16 protein-coding genes are annotated in these 16,594 nt (G+C 69.4%); 10 read left to right on the top strand and 6 right to left on the bottom strand.

Annotation, left to right across the window (positions count from 1 at the left end):
* The first annotated feature begins 43 nt into the window (after nt 1-43).
* From T398_RS09060 to T398_RS09035, 6 genes are all read left to right on the top strand, one after another.
* Nucleotides 44-1,057 carry a Zn-ribbon domain-containing OB-fold protein gene (locus T398_RS09060; protein WP_496445886.1) on the top strand — a complete coding sequence of 338 codons (1,014 nt, stop codon included), beginning with the start codon at nt 44-46 and terminating at the stop codon, nt 1,055-1,057.
* Entirely contained in the window at nt 1,054-2,112 is a 1,059-nt protein-coding gene (locus tag T398_RS09055; protein WP_496445885.1) for a thiolase family protein, read from the top strand. The genes T398_RS09060 and T398_RS09055 overlap by 4 nt, the downstream gene beginning before the upstream one ends.
* Complete coding sequence (locus tag T398_RS09050; RefSeq protein WP_496445884.1) at nt 2,109-3,266, top strand: thiolase family protein; 1,158 nt, start codon at nt 2,109-2,111, stop codon at nt 3,264-3,266. The genes T398_RS09055 and T398_RS09050 overlap by 4 nt, the downstream gene beginning before the upstream one ends.
* A gap of 206 nt (nt 3,267-3,472) precedes the next feature.
* Nucleotides 3,473-3,649, top strand: coding sequence for a hypothetical protein (locus T398_RS09045; protein ID WP_496445883.1), 177 nt, complete (start codon nt 3,473-3,475; stop codon nt 3,647-3,649).
* A gap of 451 nt (nt 3,650-4,100) precedes the next feature.
* A complete protein-coding gene (locus T398_RS09040) occupies nt 4,101-4,361 on the top strand; it encodes a metallothionein (protein ID WP_496445882.1) in 261 nt (86 codons plus the stop codon).
* 335 nt (nt 4,362-4,696) lie between these two features.
* On the top strand, nt 4,697-6,136 hold the full coding sequence (locus T398_RS09035; protein ID WP_496445881.1) for an MFS transporter: 1,440 nt from the start codon (nt 4,697-4,699) through the stop codon (nt 6,134-6,136).
* Between the two features lie 56 nt (nt 6,137-6,192).
* On the opposite strand, the gene pgfA is transcribed toward T398_RS09035, so the two are convergent.
* Complete coding sequence (gene pgfA / locus T398_RS09030; protein WP_496445880.1) at nt 6,193-7,224, bottom strand: cell envelope lipid trafficking protein PgfA; 1,032 nt, start codon at nt 7,222-7,224, stop codon at nt 6,193-6,195.
* A 171-nt stretch (nt 7,225-7,395) separates the two neighbouring features.
* On the opposite strand from pgfA, the gene T398_RS09025 reads away from it, so the two are divergent.
* Nucleotides 7,396-8,910 carry a FadD3 family acyl-CoA ligase gene (locus tag T398_RS09025; protein ID WP_496445879.1) on the top strand — a complete coding sequence of 505 codons (1,515 nt, stop codon included), beginning with the start codon at nt 7,396-7,398 and terminating at the stop codon, nt 8,908-8,910.
* 16 nt (nt 8,911-8,926) lie between these two features.
* Here the strand turns inward: T398_RS09025 and hsaB are convergent, their stop codons facing one another.
* From hsaB to hsaA, 4 genes are read right to left on the bottom strand one after another with little or no spacing between them, the layout of a single operon-like run.
* Nucleotides 8,927-9,484, bottom strand: a complete 558-nt coding sequence (gene hsaB / locus T398_RS09020) for a 3-hydroxy-9,10-secoandrosta-1,3,5(10)-triene-9,17-dione monooxygenase reductase subunit (protein ID WP_496445878.1) — start codon at nt 9,482-9,484, stop codon at nt 8,927-8,929.
* A complete protein-coding gene (gene hsaC, locus T398_RS09015; RefSeq protein WP_496445877.1) occupies nt 9,481-10,380 on the bottom strand; it encodes an iron-dependent extradiol dioxygenase HsaC in 900 nt (299 codons plus the stop codon). The genes hsaB and hsaC overlap by 4 nt, the downstream gene beginning before the upstream one ends.
* Entirely contained in the window at nt 10,377-11,228 is an 852-nt protein-coding gene (gene hsaD, locus T398_RS09010; RefSeq protein WP_496445876.1) for a 4,5:9,10-diseco-3-hydroxy-5,9,17-trioxoandrosta-1(10),2-diene-4-oate hydrolase, read from the bottom strand. Before hsaD ends, hsaC begins: the two co-directional genes overlap by 4 nt.
* A 7-nt stretch (nt 11,229-11,235) precedes the next feature.
* Nucleotides 11,236-12,408 (bottom strand): 3-hydroxy-9,10-secoandrosta-1,3,5(10)-triene-9,17-dione monooxygenase oxygenase subunit, encoded by a 1,173-nt coding sequence (gene hsaA, locus T398_RS09005; RefSeq protein WP_496445875.1) that lies wholly within the window; start codon nt 12,406-12,408, stop codon nt 11,236-11,238.
* A gap of 123 nt (nt 12,409-12,531) precedes the next feature.
* Between hsaA and T398_RS09000 the strand changes: the two genes are divergently transcribed.
* Genes T398_RS09000 through T398_RS08990 form a run of 3 tightly spaced genes read left to right on the top strand, consistent with a single transcriptional unit; the run spans nt 12,532 to nt 14,911 of the window.
* Complete coding sequence (locus tag T398_RS09000; protein ID WP_496445874.1) at nt 12,532-13,665, top strand: 3-ketosteroid-9-alpha-monooxygenase, oxygenase component; 1,134 nt, start codon at nt 12,532-12,534, stop codon at nt 13,663-13,665.
* Nucleotides 13,662-13,925 (top strand): hypothetical protein, encoded by a 264-nt coding sequence (locus T398_RS08995; RefSeq protein WP_496445873.1) that lies wholly within the window; start codon nt 13,662-13,664, stop codon nt 13,923-13,925. Before T398_RS09000 ends, T398_RS08995 begins: the two co-directional genes overlap by 4 nt.
* Nucleotides 13,925-14,911 (top strand): 2Fe-2S iron-sulfur cluster-binding protein, encoded by a 987-nt coding sequence (locus T398_RS08990; protein ID WP_496445872.1) that lies wholly within the window; start codon nt 13,925-13,927, stop codon nt 14,909-14,911. Before T398_RS08995 ends, T398_RS08990 begins: the two co-directional genes overlap by 1 nt.
* Before the next feature lie 51 nt (nt 14,912-14,962).
* On the opposite strand, the gene T398_RS08985 is transcribed toward T398_RS08990, so the two are convergent.
* Complete coding sequence (locus tag T398_RS08985) at nt 14,963-16,555, bottom strand: FAD-binding protein (protein WP_496445871.1); 1,593 nt, start codon at nt 16,553-16,555, stop codon at nt 14,963-14,965.
* Nucleotides 16,556-16,594 lie beyond the last annotated feature (39 nt).

The following is a 16,594-nucleotide window of genomic DNA, read 5'->3' as shown; positions in this document are numbered from 1 at the left end:
GCGACCTTGATTCACGTCGATAGAACGTGTTTCACTGACCCTCGTGGATACCGCTTCGGCGCCCCCGCTCGCCGCCCCGCTGGACATCGCCTTCGACTACACCCGCTCCCTCGGTCCGGTCCTGGGGCGATTCATGACCGGCCTCCGCGACCGTCGAGTGCTTGGCGCCCGCACCGCCGACGGCCGCGTCCACGTTCCCCCTCTCGAATACGATCCGGCGACCCACACCCCGATCACCGAGCTCGTCCAGGTGTCGCCAACCGGCACGGTGACCAGCTGGACCTGGACCGACCGACCGCTCGACGGGCAGCCCCTCGACCGGCCGTTCGGCTGGGCACTGATCCGGCTCGACGGGGCCGACACGGCGCTACTGCACGCCGTCGATGCCGGCACCCGGGAGTCGATGCGGACCGGCATGCGGGTCCGCGTCCGCTGGGCCGCGGAGCGATCCGGAGACATCCGCGACATCGCCTGCTTCGAGCCCGACCCGGGCCCGCCCCGCGCGCCCGATGACCCCACCAGCGGCGCCCCCGGCGCCAACGGCGCCCCCGGCGCCGGCAGTGACCCCGCCACCAGCGTTGATCCCGTGATCGGCATTGTGACTCCGATTCGGCTCTCCTACACGCACACCGCCTCCGCCGAGGAGAGTCGATACCTGCACGCGCTCTCCGAAGGACGGCTGCTCGGCCAGCGCTGCCCGGCCTGCCGCAAGGTCTACGTACCGCCCCGGGTCTGTCCGGCCGACGGGGTGCCGACCGAGGAGGAGGTGCCGGTCCGCGATCACGGCACGGTCACCACCTTCTGCGTGGTCAATGTTCCCTTCCCCGGGCAGCGACTGGAGCCGCCGTACGTGGTCGCCCAGGTCCTCCTCGACGGTGCCGACATCCCGATCCCCCACCTGATCATCGGCCAGGCCGGTGACGTCCGGATGGGCATGCGGGTGGCCGCGGTCTGGCGGGACCGGGCGACCTGGTCCACCACCCCGGAGAACATCGCGCATTTCCGCCCCACCGGCGAACCGGATGCGCCGTACGAGTCCTACCAGGAGCACCTGTGAATCCTGCCGTCGCCGTCATCGGCTTCGCCCAGGCACCCTGCCGAGCTTCCGCGGGGACCACCAGTGGCGTCGAAACCCTCGTCCCGCTCTTCCACCAGGCCCTGTCGGCGGCCCACCTCGACCGCCGCGAGGTGGACTTCTGGTGCTCCGGCTCGTCGGACTACCTCGCCGGCCGGGCGTTCTCCTTCGTCAACGCGATCGACGCGATCGGGGCGTACCCACCGATCTGCGAGTCGCACGTGGAGATGGACGCGGCCTGGGCGTTCTACGAAGCGTACGTCAAGATTCTGGCCGGAGAGGCGGAGACCGCACTGGTCTACGGCTTCGGCAAGTCCTCGGCCGGCCTGCTGCGCCGGGTGCTGGCGCTCCAACTCGACCCGTACGTGACCGCGCCGCTCTGGCCCGACTCGGTGAGTGTCGCCGCGCTCCAGGCCCGGCTCGCCATCGACGCCGGCGTCGTCACCGAGCAGGCCATGGCCGAGGTGGCGGCCCGCAGCCGAGCCGACGCCGCCACCAACCCCTACGCCCAGGTGTCCGGGCAGCCCACCGTGGACGAGCTGGTCGCCACCCCCTACCTCGCCGATCCACTCCGGGCGCACGACTGCGCGCCCGTCTCCGACGGCGCCGCCGCGCTGGTGCTGGCCGCCGGCGAGCGCGCCCGCCGGCACCGGGAGCAGCCGGCCTGGATCAGCGGCGTGGCGCACCGGGTCGACCCGCAGGGCCTCGGCGAGCGGGACCTGACCACGGTGCCGTCCGCGACCGCCGCGGCCGAGGCGGTCGCCCTACCGGCGGACCTCGACGTGGCCGAGCTGCACGCCCCCTTCACCCACCAGGAGCTACTGCTGCGCACGGCGCTCGGCCTCGGCGACCGGGTCCGGATCAACCCGTCCGGGGGTGCACTCTGCGGCAACCCCATGTTCTCGGCCGGGCTGGCGCGCATCGGCGCCGCAGCCGAACAGGTCATGACCGGCCAGGCCCGGCGGGCGGCCGGACACGCCACCAGCGGGCCGGCGTTGCAGCAAAACCTCATCTGCGTGCTGGAGGCAAGGTCATGAGACGAGCAGCCGTGCTGGGTACCGGGCAGACGCAGCACCAGACGCGCCGTACCGACGTGTCGATGGCCGGGCTGTGCCGGGAGGCGATCGACCGCGCACTGGCCGACGCGGGCGTGGACTGGCCGCAGATCGACGCGGTCGTGCTGGGCAAGGCGCCGGACCTGTTCGAGGGCGTGATGATGCCGGAGCTGTTCCTCGCCGACGCGCTGGGAGCCGCCGGGCGCCCGTTGCTGCGGGTGCACACGGCGGGTTCGGTTGGCGGTGCCACCGGGGTCGTGGCGACCAGCCTGGTCCGGGCCGGCGTGCACCACCGCGTACTCGCGGTCGCGTTCGAGAAGCAGTCGGAGTCCAACGCCATGTGGGCGCTCTCCATCCAACCGCCCTTCACCGCGCCGATCGGGGCCGGGGCCGGTGGCTACTTCGCGCCGCACGTCCGCGCCTACATTCGACGCTCGAACGCACCCGAGCACGTCGGGGCGATGGTCGCGGTGAAGGACCGGCGCAACGGTGCGCTCAACCCCCACGCGCACCTGCGCCAGCCGGAGATCACGCTGGAGTCGGTGCAGGCCTCGCCGATGCTGTGGGACCCGATCCGGTACGACGAGACCTGCCCCTCCTCCGACGGCGCCTGCGCGATCGTGATCGGCGACCAGGCGGCAGCCGAGGCGAGCGAGCGGCCGGTGGCCTGGATCCGGGCGACGGCGATGCGCACCGAGCCGACCTACTTCGCCGGCAAGGACCACGTGAACCCGAGGGCCGGCGCCGAAGCCGCCCAGGCGCTGTGGCAGGCGGCCAGGATCACTGATCCCCTCACCGAGGTCGACGTGGCGGAGATCTACGTACCGTTCTCCTGGTTCGAGCCGATGTGGCTGGAAAACCTGGGTTTTGCCGAGGCCGGGCACGGCTGGAAGCTCACCGAGTCGGGCGAGACCCAGATCGGTGGGCGCCTGCCCGTCAACCCGTCCGGCGGCGTGCTCTGTTCCAACCCGATCGGCGCCTCCGGCATGCTGCGCTTCGCCGAGGCGGCCAGGCAGGTGATGGGACGGGCCGGCGAGCACCAGGTGGCCGGCGCGAAGACGGCGCTGGGCCACGCGTACGGCGGCGGGTCGCAGTTCTTCTCGATGTGGGTCGTTGGCGACACCCCGGACCTCTAACCACTGGAACAGGTTCTAATTTCTGCTGCTTACACGATTCTCTACAGCCTACCTGGTGTGCTTCAATTGATGTAACAGGTTCTATTTTTGAACGAAGCCGGTACCGATCGCCCGGCACGAGCAGAGGACGCCCGGGTGGCGGGAGACGGTCAACCATCGCCGAATCCCGGCGCTTCGCGGGAGACAACCCCGATGGGGAGGTCCAGATGAACACCTTCAAGATCCTGTTCCTCAGTGCGGCGATCGGCGTCGCGATCGCCGCCCTCGGCATCGCGACCACCATGGCAGCCCTCAGCCCAACCGCCGCCGAGGTCGCGAGGGAGATGGCCAGCGAGGAAGACTCCGACCCTGCCGCCCCGCCCGCCTTCTACGGCACCCGCTGACAGCTGCCCGCCGCTGCCGACGGGTCACTGTGGCCGAGCCGCCGAAATGCGTCCAGCACCTCGACGAACGCTACGACCACATACCCCCGACCGAGCCGGTGGCCACCACGGGGCTTGGCGCTGGGCCGAGTAGATCTGACGCGCTGCGCGACGCCCATCCTCCGCACCCGTAAGCGTGGTCTATCCGGCACTTCGACTACTCGTGACGTGGGTACGGCGTGGCATCGATAGCGCCAGACAGGCAGGTCCCGGACGAAACTGGCCTGACCAAGGTCATGTTTCGGTTCCGTCCACGTGAGGGCTGGCTTCCCTACGCCGGCTCACGTGGCGCACCCCACCCCCCACACGGGTGACTCGCTGGGCGTCATCCTTGGGGGTTTACCGATTCCGGTTGCCGACCCGCGGTCAGTGTTCGACACTTTCCTCACGTATCCTATTTGAGGAGTTTGACATGGCTAGGTGTGATGTCTGCGGGAACGACTACAAGATGCCATTTCAGGTGCACATGGCCAACGGCGACGTGCACACCTTCGACAGCCTCGAGTGCGCCAACCACAAGCTCGCCATGAACTGCGAGCACTGCCAGGTCAGGATCGTGGGCCATGGCATCGAGGTCTCCGGCCGCTTCTACTGCGGCACCCACTGCGCCCGAACTGAGGAAGGGTCCCTGGCCGCCGAGCTGCGCGGCACGTTGACTGCCCAGCCGGCCTGAGTGGGACGGAGGGGGCGGCAGGTCTGGCCGCTGAAGGTGGCCATCGGGCCACCCGGGGCCCGACCGATCCGCAACGCACGGACGATCGTCCTGGCGCCAACCACAGACGGCAGCCCCAGTAGCGAATCCGCGTGTGCCGCCGCCCCCACCACCGCCGACAACCACGACTGCCAACCTGCGCACCGACCCCGCCGGCTGGCGAACTCCGCGTCGGTGTCGGCCGGAGCGGGAGACCGCTATCCGGCACCCCCCGGTCCACACAGGCATCTTTGAACACGTAACCGGACTACGCCGGTCTGCTCGTACCGGCTGCTTCCCAAGACCAGGCGGTAAGAATGTCACGGTGGGAAGCGCCGGTGGGGATCGCGCACACCCGACCCTGGCGAGTCCTCAACATCGCGCTGGTCGTCTCGTTCATCAGCTGGATCGACATCGGCGCCATCACCGTGATGCTGCCCTCCATCGACCAGGCGATCAGCACCGACGCCAACGTTCGCCAATGGGTCGTCTCCGGCTACTCACTGATGTTCGCGCTCGCCCTGGTCCCCGCTGGGAGACTCGGCGACGCCAAAGGCCGCCGCCACGCCATGCTCATCGGCCTAGCCATGTTCGTCGGAGCCAGCACGCTGGCAGGACTGGCCAACTCCGGCACGGTGCTGGTGCTCGCCCGGCTCCTGCAGGGCACGGCGGCGGGCGTCCTCGCGCCCCAGATCACCGCCCTCGTGGAGCAACTGTTCCGCCCCGCGGAACGCGGACGCCCCTTCGGCGCAGTCGGTGCCACCTCCAACGCGGCCACCGCCATCGGACCACTGATCGGCGGCCTGGTCATCGCCGGGGGCGGATCGGAGCATGGCTGGCGGCTCGTCTTCTTGATCAATGTCCCGATCGGAATCATGGCGTCGGTGCTCATCTGGCGTTACTTTCCGAAGAAGCCGGTTCGCCGTCAGACCGATCACCGCCACGACCTGATCGGGACGCTGCTGCTCGCCCTCGGGATCATGTTGGTGATCTTGCCCGCGCTGCAATGGCAACAGTGGCGGGGGCTACTGCCCTGGCTGTTGGTGCCGGGCGGGATCGGTGTCCTCATCGCCTTCCGATCCTGGGAAACCTCCACCGTACGGCGCCACTCGCCGGTCTTTGACTTTCGCCTGCTCAACCACCGGCCGTACCGCCTGGGGCTGCTGCTCGGATTCCTCTTCTACGCGGGCTTCATCTCACTACCGCTGATCCTCAGCTTCCACCTGCAGTACGGGCTCAACAGCAGCCCACTGCACACCGGTCTGGTACTCGCACCTCTCGCGGTGGGCGCCACCCTCGGCGCAGTGCTCGGCGGACGCTACGTCGGCCAGTTCGGCCGTACCCTGCTCGTCGTCGGACTCATCATCGTCCTGGCGAGCCTCGCCATCATGACCACTCTCACCGACCTACGTGGGACGGCCTTCGCGACCGCGACCGTACTCCCGCTGTTCGTTGCCGGAATCGGCAGCGGCCTCGTCATCACACCGAACAACACCCTGGCGCTGGCCCAGATACCCAAGTCCGACGCCGGCAGCGCCGCCGGCATGTATCGCACCATGCGGCAGATGGGAGCCGCGGTGGGGCTGGCGATGATCACCGCGGCTCTGCTCGCGGCGGTAGATGCCCACGACGGACGCTGGTCGACCGCACTTCGATACGCGCTCGCCGTGGAAATGGGCATCATCGCCGCCGCCCTCCTCGCCAGCCTCATCGACATCTTCACTGACCGCCGCGACGAGCGGAAGCGCGCAGCGTGAACCAGCCGGTGACGCAGAGCGTGGTGAAGCTCGTTCAGTTGCTGCCAGCGCGGAACTCAGGAGCCCACCTGACCGGCGGTTGCTGGTCCGGGCCCCCGGGACCGTCCCTGACGCACGAGCACGAACCCGACCCCGGCTGCAAGGAATCCCACCACCAGGATGCCGATCGGCAGGTAGCGACCGAACAGGAGCAACTGTGCCCGACCATCTCTGGCCTGTTCGATTACCGCATCGGCGGTGGCGTCGTCGTACTGGAAGGTGGCGTTGAAGATGACCACCGGCGGCCCGACGTCTGGAACCAGCTCGTGGTGCTGCTGGTCGCGATAGCCCAGAATGCCACCGGTCATCGGCTCCACCCAGAGCGTGCGAGAGGCGCGGTAGCTCATCGCTGCGGTTGTCGCCTCCGGCGCCAGGAAGCCAAGCAGCTGAGTCAGCGTCTCCTGGTCCATGTCGAGGCCCCGCTGCGGGATGGGCTGCTCGAAGCGGTACGTCTCCAGGCCAGCAATCTCCTCCACACCCTGGAACAGCATCGGCAACGACTCCTGCAGGGTGCTGTCGAAGTACTGGTAGGTCTGCTTCTCCGTATCGAAGGGGAACAGGTACAGCTGCCCGGCGTACGCGATGTTCCCCGCCTTACACCCGGTGGCACCCAGGTCCGCGGCCGCTACGTCGTTGTAGCACTGGCCCTCCCACTCGGCGGCGGCGCCGGACACCCGGTCGAGGGCGATACGGCTCTCGGACCGCTCGACCGGCAGGTCACGATCGACCCAGTCGGTCGCTTGATACACGTTCCAGATCAGGGTTTCGCCCGCGAGGCTTCCGGTGAGTTCGGCGGCGGTCTCGTTGTCTGGTTTGATGCCGGTAGCCGAACGCAGGGTGCCGGTCTCGACGGTCACCGCGGGGTCACCGTTGGGCAGCGTCCGGGCGCTGACAAAGGTGGCTGATGGCGCTACCACCACGATGTCTGGCGGCGTCACATCGTAGGGCACCTGCTTGAGTGCCGGCACGATCAGCCATACCAGGCCCACGGCTGCGACAACACAGAGTAGCCCCAGACCGAAAAGAGCCGCGCCGATTTTCTGTCGCATCAGCACACCCTCCCTTGAGGTGAAACCTGTTCTAAATCTACTGCCACTTACCCAGCAAGGAAACCCCTCGGCAACACGTCTTTCGCCGTGCCGTCATCTACTGGCGCCGATACTCACCCCCGCGTAGGCTGACCAAGCACTTGCTTGACCAGATCGTGCCGGGAGGTCTCGATGATGCCGTCGATCCCAGCGGCCCTACACCGGGCGGCGCGTGAGTTCAGCTCCGCGCCGGCCCTGGTGAATCCCGGCGGAGCGCAGCTGAGCTACGCGGAGCTCCTCGCCGAGGTACGGCGCGTCGCGCAGGCCCTGATCGCCGCGGGGCTACGCCCGGGCGACCGGCTCGCACTCTGGGCACCGAACTCGACGCAGTGGGTGCTGGCCGCCCTCGGCGCGAGCTACGCAGGCCTCACCCTGGTGCCGGTCAACACCCGGTTCACCGGCATCGAGGCGCTCGACGTGATCCATCGAAGCGGCGCCAGCGGCCTCGTCGTGGTGGACCCGTTCCTCGGCACCGACCGACTCGCCGCGCTGCGAGCCGCCGCGACGGCGGAGGGCAAACAGCTCCCCCGTCTGGTCGTGCGGGTGCCCTCCAGTTGGGAGGAGTTCGTATCCCGGGGCGGGCCGGTTCCCGAGCTGGAGGCCGACGCCCGCGCCGCCGCGGTCAACCCCGACGACCTGAGCGACATCCTGTTCACCTCGGGCACCACCGGGCGCAGCAAGGGGGTGATGAGCGCGCACCGGCAGTCGATGGCCGTGGCTGCCGCCTGGGCCGACATCGCCCGGCTGACCCCCGACGACCGCTACCTCGTGATCAACCCCTTCTTCCACAGCTTCGGCCTGAAGGCCGGCATCCTCGCCTGTCTGGTCAGCGGGACCGCCATCGTGCCGCAGGCGGTCTTCGACGTACCCCAGGCGATGGCCCTGATCGCAGACCAGCGGATCACCGTCCTGCCCGGGCCACCCACCCTCTACACCAGCCTGATGGGTCATCCCGACGCTCGGCGATTCGACCTGTCGAGCCTGCGCCTGGCCGTGACCGGAGCGGCCACCGTGCCACCGGCCCTCGTCGATCAGATCCGCACGGAGCTCGGCGCGGATGTGCTCACCGCGTACGGGCTGACCGAGGCGGTGGTCGCCACGATGTGCCGGCCGGGCGACGACGCGCAGACCGTGGCGCAGACCTCCGGACGCGCAGCGGCCGGATTCGAGCTCCGCATCGCTGACCCGGGTGGCGAGGTGCTGCTGCGGGGACCGAATACGATGCTCGGCTACCTCGACGACCCGGCCGCCACCGCGGCCGCGATCGACGGCGAGGGGTGGCTACACACCGGCGACATCGGGCACCTTGACGAGCGCGGCTACCTGACCATCACCGACCGGCTCAAGGACATGTACGTCTGTGGCGGCTTCAATGTGTACCCGGCTGAGGTCGAGCGCGCACTCGCGCAGCTTCCGGGAGTGGCCGAGTCCGCGGTGATCGGCGTGCCCGACCCACGGCTCGGCGAGGTCGGGAAGGTCTACCTGACCTGCCACCCGGGTCACTCCCTCAACGCAGCTGAGGTGATCGAGTTCTGCCGGAGCCGACTCGCCAACTACAAGGTGCCGCGGTCGGTGGAGGTCCGGTCCGAGCTACCGCACAACGCCTCCGGCAAGGTCCTCAAGTATCTGCTCCGCACGGAGAGTTGATAGCCGCCGAGGCGCGCTAGATCCAGTCGGTGTGCCGCGGCCACGCCAGCAGCGTGTCGACCACCTCCGGCGGCTCCCCAGTTGGCATCGGCGCGACGGCGCGGTATCGGCCCTTGAAAAACAGCAGCGGACTGTCATCGCGGCACTCGCCGAGCGCGGTCACCCGGCCCACCACAATCGCGTGGTCGCCGCCTGGATGCACGGCCTCGATCCGGCAGTCGGCCCAGGTCAACGCTCCGGTGAGGATCGGCATACCGGTCGGGGAGGGCGCCCAGGCGACATCGGCGAACTTGTCCGCGCCCGATGCGCCGAAGACCCGGGACAGCGGCCCGTGCGCCTCCGCCAGCACGTTGACACCGAACACCCCGGCGTTGTGGATTCGACGCCAGGTGACGGAGCCCGCCTGAGGGCAGAACAGCAGGAGTGGTGGGTCCAGCGACAAGGGGGCGAAGGCCTGGCAGGCGAACCCCGCCGGGCCTTCGTCGTCGAGCGTCGTGATGACGGTCACGCCGGTGCAGAAGTGGCCGAACACCCGCCGAAACTGCTGGGTGTCCACCACCGCTGCAGTGGTCACCCGACCCGCCGGAACTGGTGGCCCCACACGCTATGCGCGGTCGTCTGCCGAGCGATCCAGGTGCGGTCGTCCACGGTGTCGCCGTCGGTGCCGTACTCGATGTCGAACCCACTCGGTGTGCGCAGGTAGAACGAGATCATGCCGTCGTTGGCGTGCCGACCCAGGGTCGCGACCATCGGGGTCTTGTTTCGGGTGCCACGGTCCAGGGCCCGGCCGACGTCATCGATGGTCTCGGTCTCGATCATCAGGTGGACCAGGCCGCTGGGGGCCGGTATCGGAGCCAGGGCGACGCTGTGGTGTCGCGGGTTGCAGCCGAGAAAGCGCATCCAGAGTGGTGTTTCGCTGGGCGGCAGGCCGATGGCCTCAGGAAGCAGTCGCATCGAGTCACGCAGCCGGAAGCCGAGCACCTCGGTCCAGAAGCGTAACCCGGCGGGGTCGTCGAAGGTCGGCAGCACCACGTGCCCCATGCCCTGCGCACCGGTGACGAAGCGGGTGCCGTACGGGCTGTGCGCCGGGCGGCTGTCGAGCTCGGCCCCGCAGTAGAACTCCAGGCGGTTACCGGAGGGGTCGTCAACGCTGATCATCTGCGCCACCCGACGGTTGGCCAGCTCATCAACCTCGGCCGTCTTGATCACGGTGCCGGCCCCCTCAAGGGCGCCGGTCAACTGGTCGAGCGCGGCGGGATCAGCCAGCTCCCAACCACTGGCGGCCAACCGGTCCCGCTCGCCGGGTACCACCACGATCCGCGCGGGCAGGTCGTCCATGCGGAGATAGGCGGCCTCCGGGTCGGGGCCGCGGCCCTCGGTCATGCCGAGCACCTTGACGCCGAACTCCCGCCAGGCGGGAACGTCGGTGGCTTCGACCCGGAGGTAGCCGAGGGATCGAATGAGACTCACGGGCGGTTTCCTTCCAGGAAATCGAAGGCGAGGCGATTGAACTCGTCGAACTTCTCCAGGTGTGCCCAGTGTCCGCAGCCACCGAAGACGTGCAGCCGGCAGCGGCGGATCAGCTTGAGCGCGACCAGCGCTCCATCGAGCGGGTTGACCCGGTCCTCCCGGCCCCAGACCAACAGGACCTCGTTGCGCAGCCGGTGGGCGTCGCGCCAGAGCAGACCCTCCTCGTAGAGGTCCGGGTCGGCGAACGAGGCGCCCAGCGCGCGCATGCCGCGCATGGCGTCCCGGTCGGTCGCGGCGCGCATCCGTTCATCGATCAGCTCCTCGGTGACGAAGGACTGGTCGAAGACGAGCGTGCGCAGGAACTCCGCCAGCTTCTCCCGGCTGGGGCCGGGTGGGGCGCCGAACGCGGTCAGCCGCTTGACCCCCTCGGTCGGGTCGGAGGCGAAGACGTTGAGGCTGAGCCCGCCCGGACCCATCAGCAGCAGCCGGCCGGCCCGCTCCGGATAGCGCAGGGCGAACTGGACCGCGGTGCCACCGCCGAGCGAGTTGCCGATAAAGTCGACCCGGTCCAGGCCCACCTCGTCGAGCAGGGCCGCGAGCCGGTCGGCCGAGTGCGTGAAGTACTGCCGGCCACTCGGGCAACTCTCGGACCCGCCGTATCCCGGTTGGTCAACGGCGAGGGTGTCGAATCGCTCGGCGAAGACCGGGACCGTCCGCCCGAAGTTACTCCAGGCCGAGGCGCCGGGCCCGCCGCCGTGCAGCAGCACGACCGGGTGTACGCCCGCCGGCCCGGCCCGGTGATAGTGCAGCCCGGCTGCGGTGGCGTCGATGATTGTGCTGGTCGTCATGGCGTCCTCACACCATCGCGTCTGCGACGGACAGGCCGAACTCGCCGCTGCCGTACATGGACAGGGCGCGTTCGGGATCGTTAATGGCGTGCACCCGGCCGGCGTGTGCGTCGCGCCAGAAGCGCTGGATCGGGTGGCTCGTGTAGATCGCCCGACCACCGGAGTTCTCGAAGAGCCGGTCCGCGGCCTGGATCGCCAGCTCGGTGCCCCGAACCTGGTTGCGACGCGCCCGCAGGCGCAGCCGCATCGGCAGCTTCTCCCCCGCCGTGACCAGTCCCATCAGCTCGCTCATGTCGGCGGTGAGGGCGAGCCAGGCCGCGTCCACGTCGGCAGCCGCCCGGGCGACCCGCACCTGCGAGTACGGGTCCTCGGCGGCCCGTACCCCGGCGTAGGCGGCGCGGACCCGCTCCCGCATGTGGTTCACGTGCGCCTCGTACATCCCGGTCGCCATCCCGATGATCGGGGCGGTGATCGTGTACGGGAAGATCGAGCCGTACGGGATGCGGTAGAGCGGCCCGGAGTTGCGCTCCTGGCCGGGGCAGACGCACCGAGCCGTGTCGCCGAAGCTGAGCGACCGATACGCCGGGACGAACGCGTCGGACACGACGATGTCGTTACTACCGGTGCCCCGCAGACCGATCGTGTGCCAAACGTCCTCGATCGTGTAGTCGGCCGCGGGGAGCAGGAACGTGCGGAAGTCGGCGGGGTTGTCGTCCTGGCCGGGCACGATGCCGCCGAGCAGAACCCAGGTGGCGTGGTCGCATCCGGACGAGAAGCTCCACCGCCCACTCACCCGGTATCCCCCGTCGACTTCTTGGATCTTGCCGGTGGGGGCGTAGGAGGAGGACATCAGGGCGCTGGGGTCAGCACCCCAGACGTCCTGCTGGGCCTGTTCGGGGAAGAGAGCCAACTGCCAGTTGTGCACCCCGATCACCGATGCGACCCAGCCGGTCGATCCGCAGGCGCTGGCGATGCCGCGAACGCAGCTGAAGAAGGCCGTCGGGTCGGCCTCGAGCCCGCCGCACCAAGCCGGCTGCAGCAGCCGGAAGAAGCCGGTGGAGGCCAATGATTTGAGGTGCTCGGCGGAGAGCGTTCGGCGATCCTCGGTCTCCTGGGCCGCCTCCCGCAGGACGGGCAACAGCTCCCGTACCCCCCGTGCGACCAGTTCGGCGCCCTCCATGAGATCCCCTCCGGTGACTTGGCTGAGGAACGTGACGATCCCTATAATAGAACACGTTCTACTTGGCGGCTACTATGTGATCAGCAGGACCTGTAACGCGTTCCATCACAACTGAGGAGCGACATGACCAACGTCGAGGCAGCACGCACGATCGAGAGCGGGGTTCTGCCCACCAGATTTGCCCGCGGCTGGCACTGCCTGGGACTGGCCGACTCGTTCCGCGACGGCAAACCGCACGCCGTCGAGGCGTTCGGCACCAAACTCGTGGTTTTCGCCGACTCGACCGGCACCCTGCACGTGCTCGACGGGTACTGCCGCCACATGGGCGGCGACCTGACGATGGGCACCATCAAGGACGACGAGATCGCCTGCCCGTTCCACGACTGGCGCTGGCGCGGGGACGGTCGCTGCACCGCGGTGCCGTACGCCCATCGAGTTCCGCCCCGCGCCCGTACCCGCTCCTGGCCCACGTGCGAGGAGAACCGTCAACTGTTCATCTGGAACGACCCGCAGGGTGCTCCGCCACCGCCGTCCGCGGCGATCCCCCGCATCGACGCCGCCTTCTCCCCCGAGTGGACCAGCTGGACCTGGGACTCCATCCGGATCGACGGTGCCAACTGCCGCGAAGTTATCGACAACGTGGTCGACATGGCGCACTTCTTCTACATCCACTTCGCATTCCCGACGTACTTCAAGAACGTGTTCGAGGGCCAGGTGGCCGCGCAGTACCTGCAGACCCGGCCGCGGCCGGACGTACCGACCGCCACCCGGCAGTCCGGGGATGCCACGCTCCGCTCGGAAGCCGCCTACTACGGACCCTCCTACATGATCGACTATCTCTTCAACGACTACCGCGGCATCGAGGTGGAGTCCGTACTGATCAACAGCCACTACCCCATCTCGGCCAACTCGTTCATGCTGCAGTGGGGCATCATCGTCAAGCAACTACCCGGCCTCACCGCCGCACAGGCCGACAAGGCGGCGGCGAAGTTCGCGGCCGGGATCGGGGTCGGCTTCCAGCAGGACGTCGAGATCTGGAAGCACAAGAGCCGGGTCGACAATCCGCTCCTCTGCGCCGAGGACGGCCCGGTTTACCAGCTCCGCCGCTGGTACGAGCAGTTCTACGTGGACGTTGAAGAGGTTACTGAAGACATGGTGGCCCGCTACGAGTTCGAGGTCGACACCAGCAGGGCTGTCGAAACCTGGACCGCCGAGGTGGCGGCCAACCTCGATCGAAAGGCCGATTCCGCGTCATGAACCGCACCGACCCGCCCACCGAGCGGCAGGAGTATCTGATCGGCGGCTATGTGGAGCTGTCCTGCGCCCGCTGCGCCGCTCAGGTCCAGGTACGCAAGTCGAGCCCGCAGCAGACCAGCGTGCAGTGGAGCACGCGGGCCGCCCGCCGATGCGCCGCGCTGACCAACGACGAGCAGCGGCACGCACCGGTGCCCACCTGCCCCGACCTGCGCACGAGCATTCAGCACGCGGTGCGTACCGGAAGCCTGGGGGTGACGTGATGTACCACCGGCTGCGCGTCACCGACGTGATCGAAGAGACGCCCGAGGCGCACTCCCTGGTCCTGAGCGTGCCACCGGAGCTGGCCAAAGAGTTCGCCTACCGCCCCGGCCAGTACCTCACCGTCCGCGTGCCGCACAGCCGGGGAATCGTGGCCCGCTGCTACTCGCTGTCCAGCTCTCCGTACACCGAGACGAATCTGAAGATCACCGTCAAACGCGTACCCGACGGGCCGGCATCGAACTGGATCTGCGACGACATCCGCGCCGGAGCCAGCCTGGAGCTCATGCCGCCGGCCGGCTCGTTCACCCCCGAATCACTCGACGGCGACCTACTTCTGCTCGCTGGCGGCAGCGGCATCACCCCGGTGATGTCCATCATCAAGTCCGTACTCGCGGCCGGTCGCGGCCGGCTTGCCCTGGTGTACGCGAACCGCGACCAGCACTCGATCATCTTCGCCACCGAGCTGGCCACGCTGAGCGAGCTACACGGCGACCGACTGAGCGTGATCCACTGGCTGGACAGCGAACGCGGCACCCCGGATCCCGCCACGCTGGCGACCCTGATCAGCCCCTATGCCGGCGGGGAGACCTACGTCTGCGGTCCGGCGCCCTTCGTCGTGGTAGCCCAGGACACGCTACAGCGCGCGGGCGTGCCGGCAGACCGCATCCAGGTCGAACGCTTCGAGGTCGCGCAGCGCACGGCTGACGACCGCGACGCCACCCTCGAAGTTGAGCTCGACGGCCAGACCCACCGCCTACCATGGCCGGCCGGCACCCGCCTGCTGGACGTGCTGATCGCGGCCGGGCTGAACCCGCCGTTCTCCTGCCGCCAGGGCCAATGCGGCGCCTGCGCCTGCCGACTGCTGGACGGTCAGGTCGACCTCGCGCACAACGAGATCCTGGATGAGGAAGACTTCGCCGCCGGCTACATCCTCACCTGCCAGGCATTCGCCCGGAGCGACGAGGTGTCGGTCACCTACTACTGACGGCGACTTGCCGCCGCCGTGGTCCCGAGCGGCGGTTAGCGTGCCCGGCCGTCAGCCGCCGCTCTCCTGGCCCCGGGTCGCGGCGCTTCGGCCCGCCCGACGGCCCGAGAAGACACAGTCGGCCAACGACAGCCCACTGACGTAGCTACGGGAGCAGATGCCGACCGCAGTACGGCCAGCGGCGTACAGGCCGGGTACACCGACGCCGTCGGCGCCCAGGGCCTGCCCGGTCTCCTCGTCCACCCGGAGGCCACCGAGGGTGAGCATGGGTGCGGGCGCGAAGAGCCGGGCCCGCACCGAGACATCGACCAGCGAGTACGGCGGAACGGCCAGGGGCCGAACCTGGTCGGCGGGCTTGCCGGCCGGGTCGGGGCCAGCTGACTGATAGGCCGTGAGGGTGTCGATCAGCTGCTCGGGATTCACTCCGGCGCGGCGGGCGACCGCCGCTGGTGTCGCCGCGGTGACCTGGCCGAACGTCAGCAGCCACCGTGCCTGCAAGCGTTGGAACCACAGCGTCTGGGCCCGCAGCTGCCGGCGGCACTCAGCGCGCAGGGCGCCGTCGAGCAGCAGCCAGGCCCGCGCACCCGGCGCGCGCCGGATCGCCTCGCCGACAGCCGCGCCATAGCGGGACTCGTCGCAGATCCGTCGCCCATCCCGGTCAACGAGCAGGCCGCCGAGCATCGCCGCGGGCGGGGCCAGGAATCGCCAGATGCTCATCCGGTCGAGGTGGGCGGTGGCTGCGCCAGCCGCCACGCCGAGCCGGATTCCGGAGCCGTCGTCACCGGGCGTGCCCAGGCGCATCCCGCCGCGGTACTCCGGCGCGTGGGTACGAAGCAGTTCCCGGTCGAAGACGAAGCCGCCGGCGGAGAGCACGACACCGCCGGCCGCCCGGACCCGCAGCCGACGGCCGTACCGCCGCTCCAGCCAGGCGACCGGCCGACGCAGCGCGCTCCCCAGGGCCGGCAGGTAGACACCGGGCCGAACCGCGCAACGGTGCAGGAGCCGGTGGGCGAGCCGGACCCAGCGGGGGGCACCGTGCAGGGTCCGGCACTCGACTCCGGTGATTCGGCCGTCGGGGCCGGTGACGAGCCGCTCGGCACGGGTCTGTGCGAGCAGCTCGACGCCGCGGGCACGGGTGGCAGCGGCGAGCCGGGCCGCCAGCAACCGACCGGAGGTGCCGCGGGCGTGCACCCGGTGGCCGCGTGGCGCAGGTGGCGCCCGGTGGGCGAAGGACGGCTCACTTCCGGAGTAGTACAGGTAGTGGCGATCGGTCGGGTACGAGGTCTTGTAGGGACAGAGACTCGCCTCGAAGGGCACGCCGAGGCCGGCCAGCCAGTCGATCGCGTCGGCGCTCTGCTCGCAGAACCGGCGCAGGGTCGCGGGAGTGACGGTGTCGCCGACCTCCTCGCGCAGGTAGTCCAGCATCGCCTGGGGGGTGTCGGTGACGCCGGCCGCACGCTGCTGCTGGGTCCCGCCACCGGCATAGATCACCCCACCGGACATCGCGGTGGTGCCGCCGCCGGAGAAGCGGTCGAGCACCAGGACGCGCGCTCCCGCGTCGGCCGCCTCAACCGCCGCACAGGCCCCGGCCGCGCCGAAGCCGACGACCACGACGTCGGCTGTCTGGTCCCACTCCTCGGTCACCGCGCCTCCGTAGTGTTCCGCAGGTCAATGTGGTCGGCT

The sequence above is a fragment of the Salinispora goodfellowii genome, from assembly GCF_059570675.1.
Note: the sequence above shows the minus strand (reverse complement) of the source record. Positions and strands in the feature narration are given on the sequence as shown.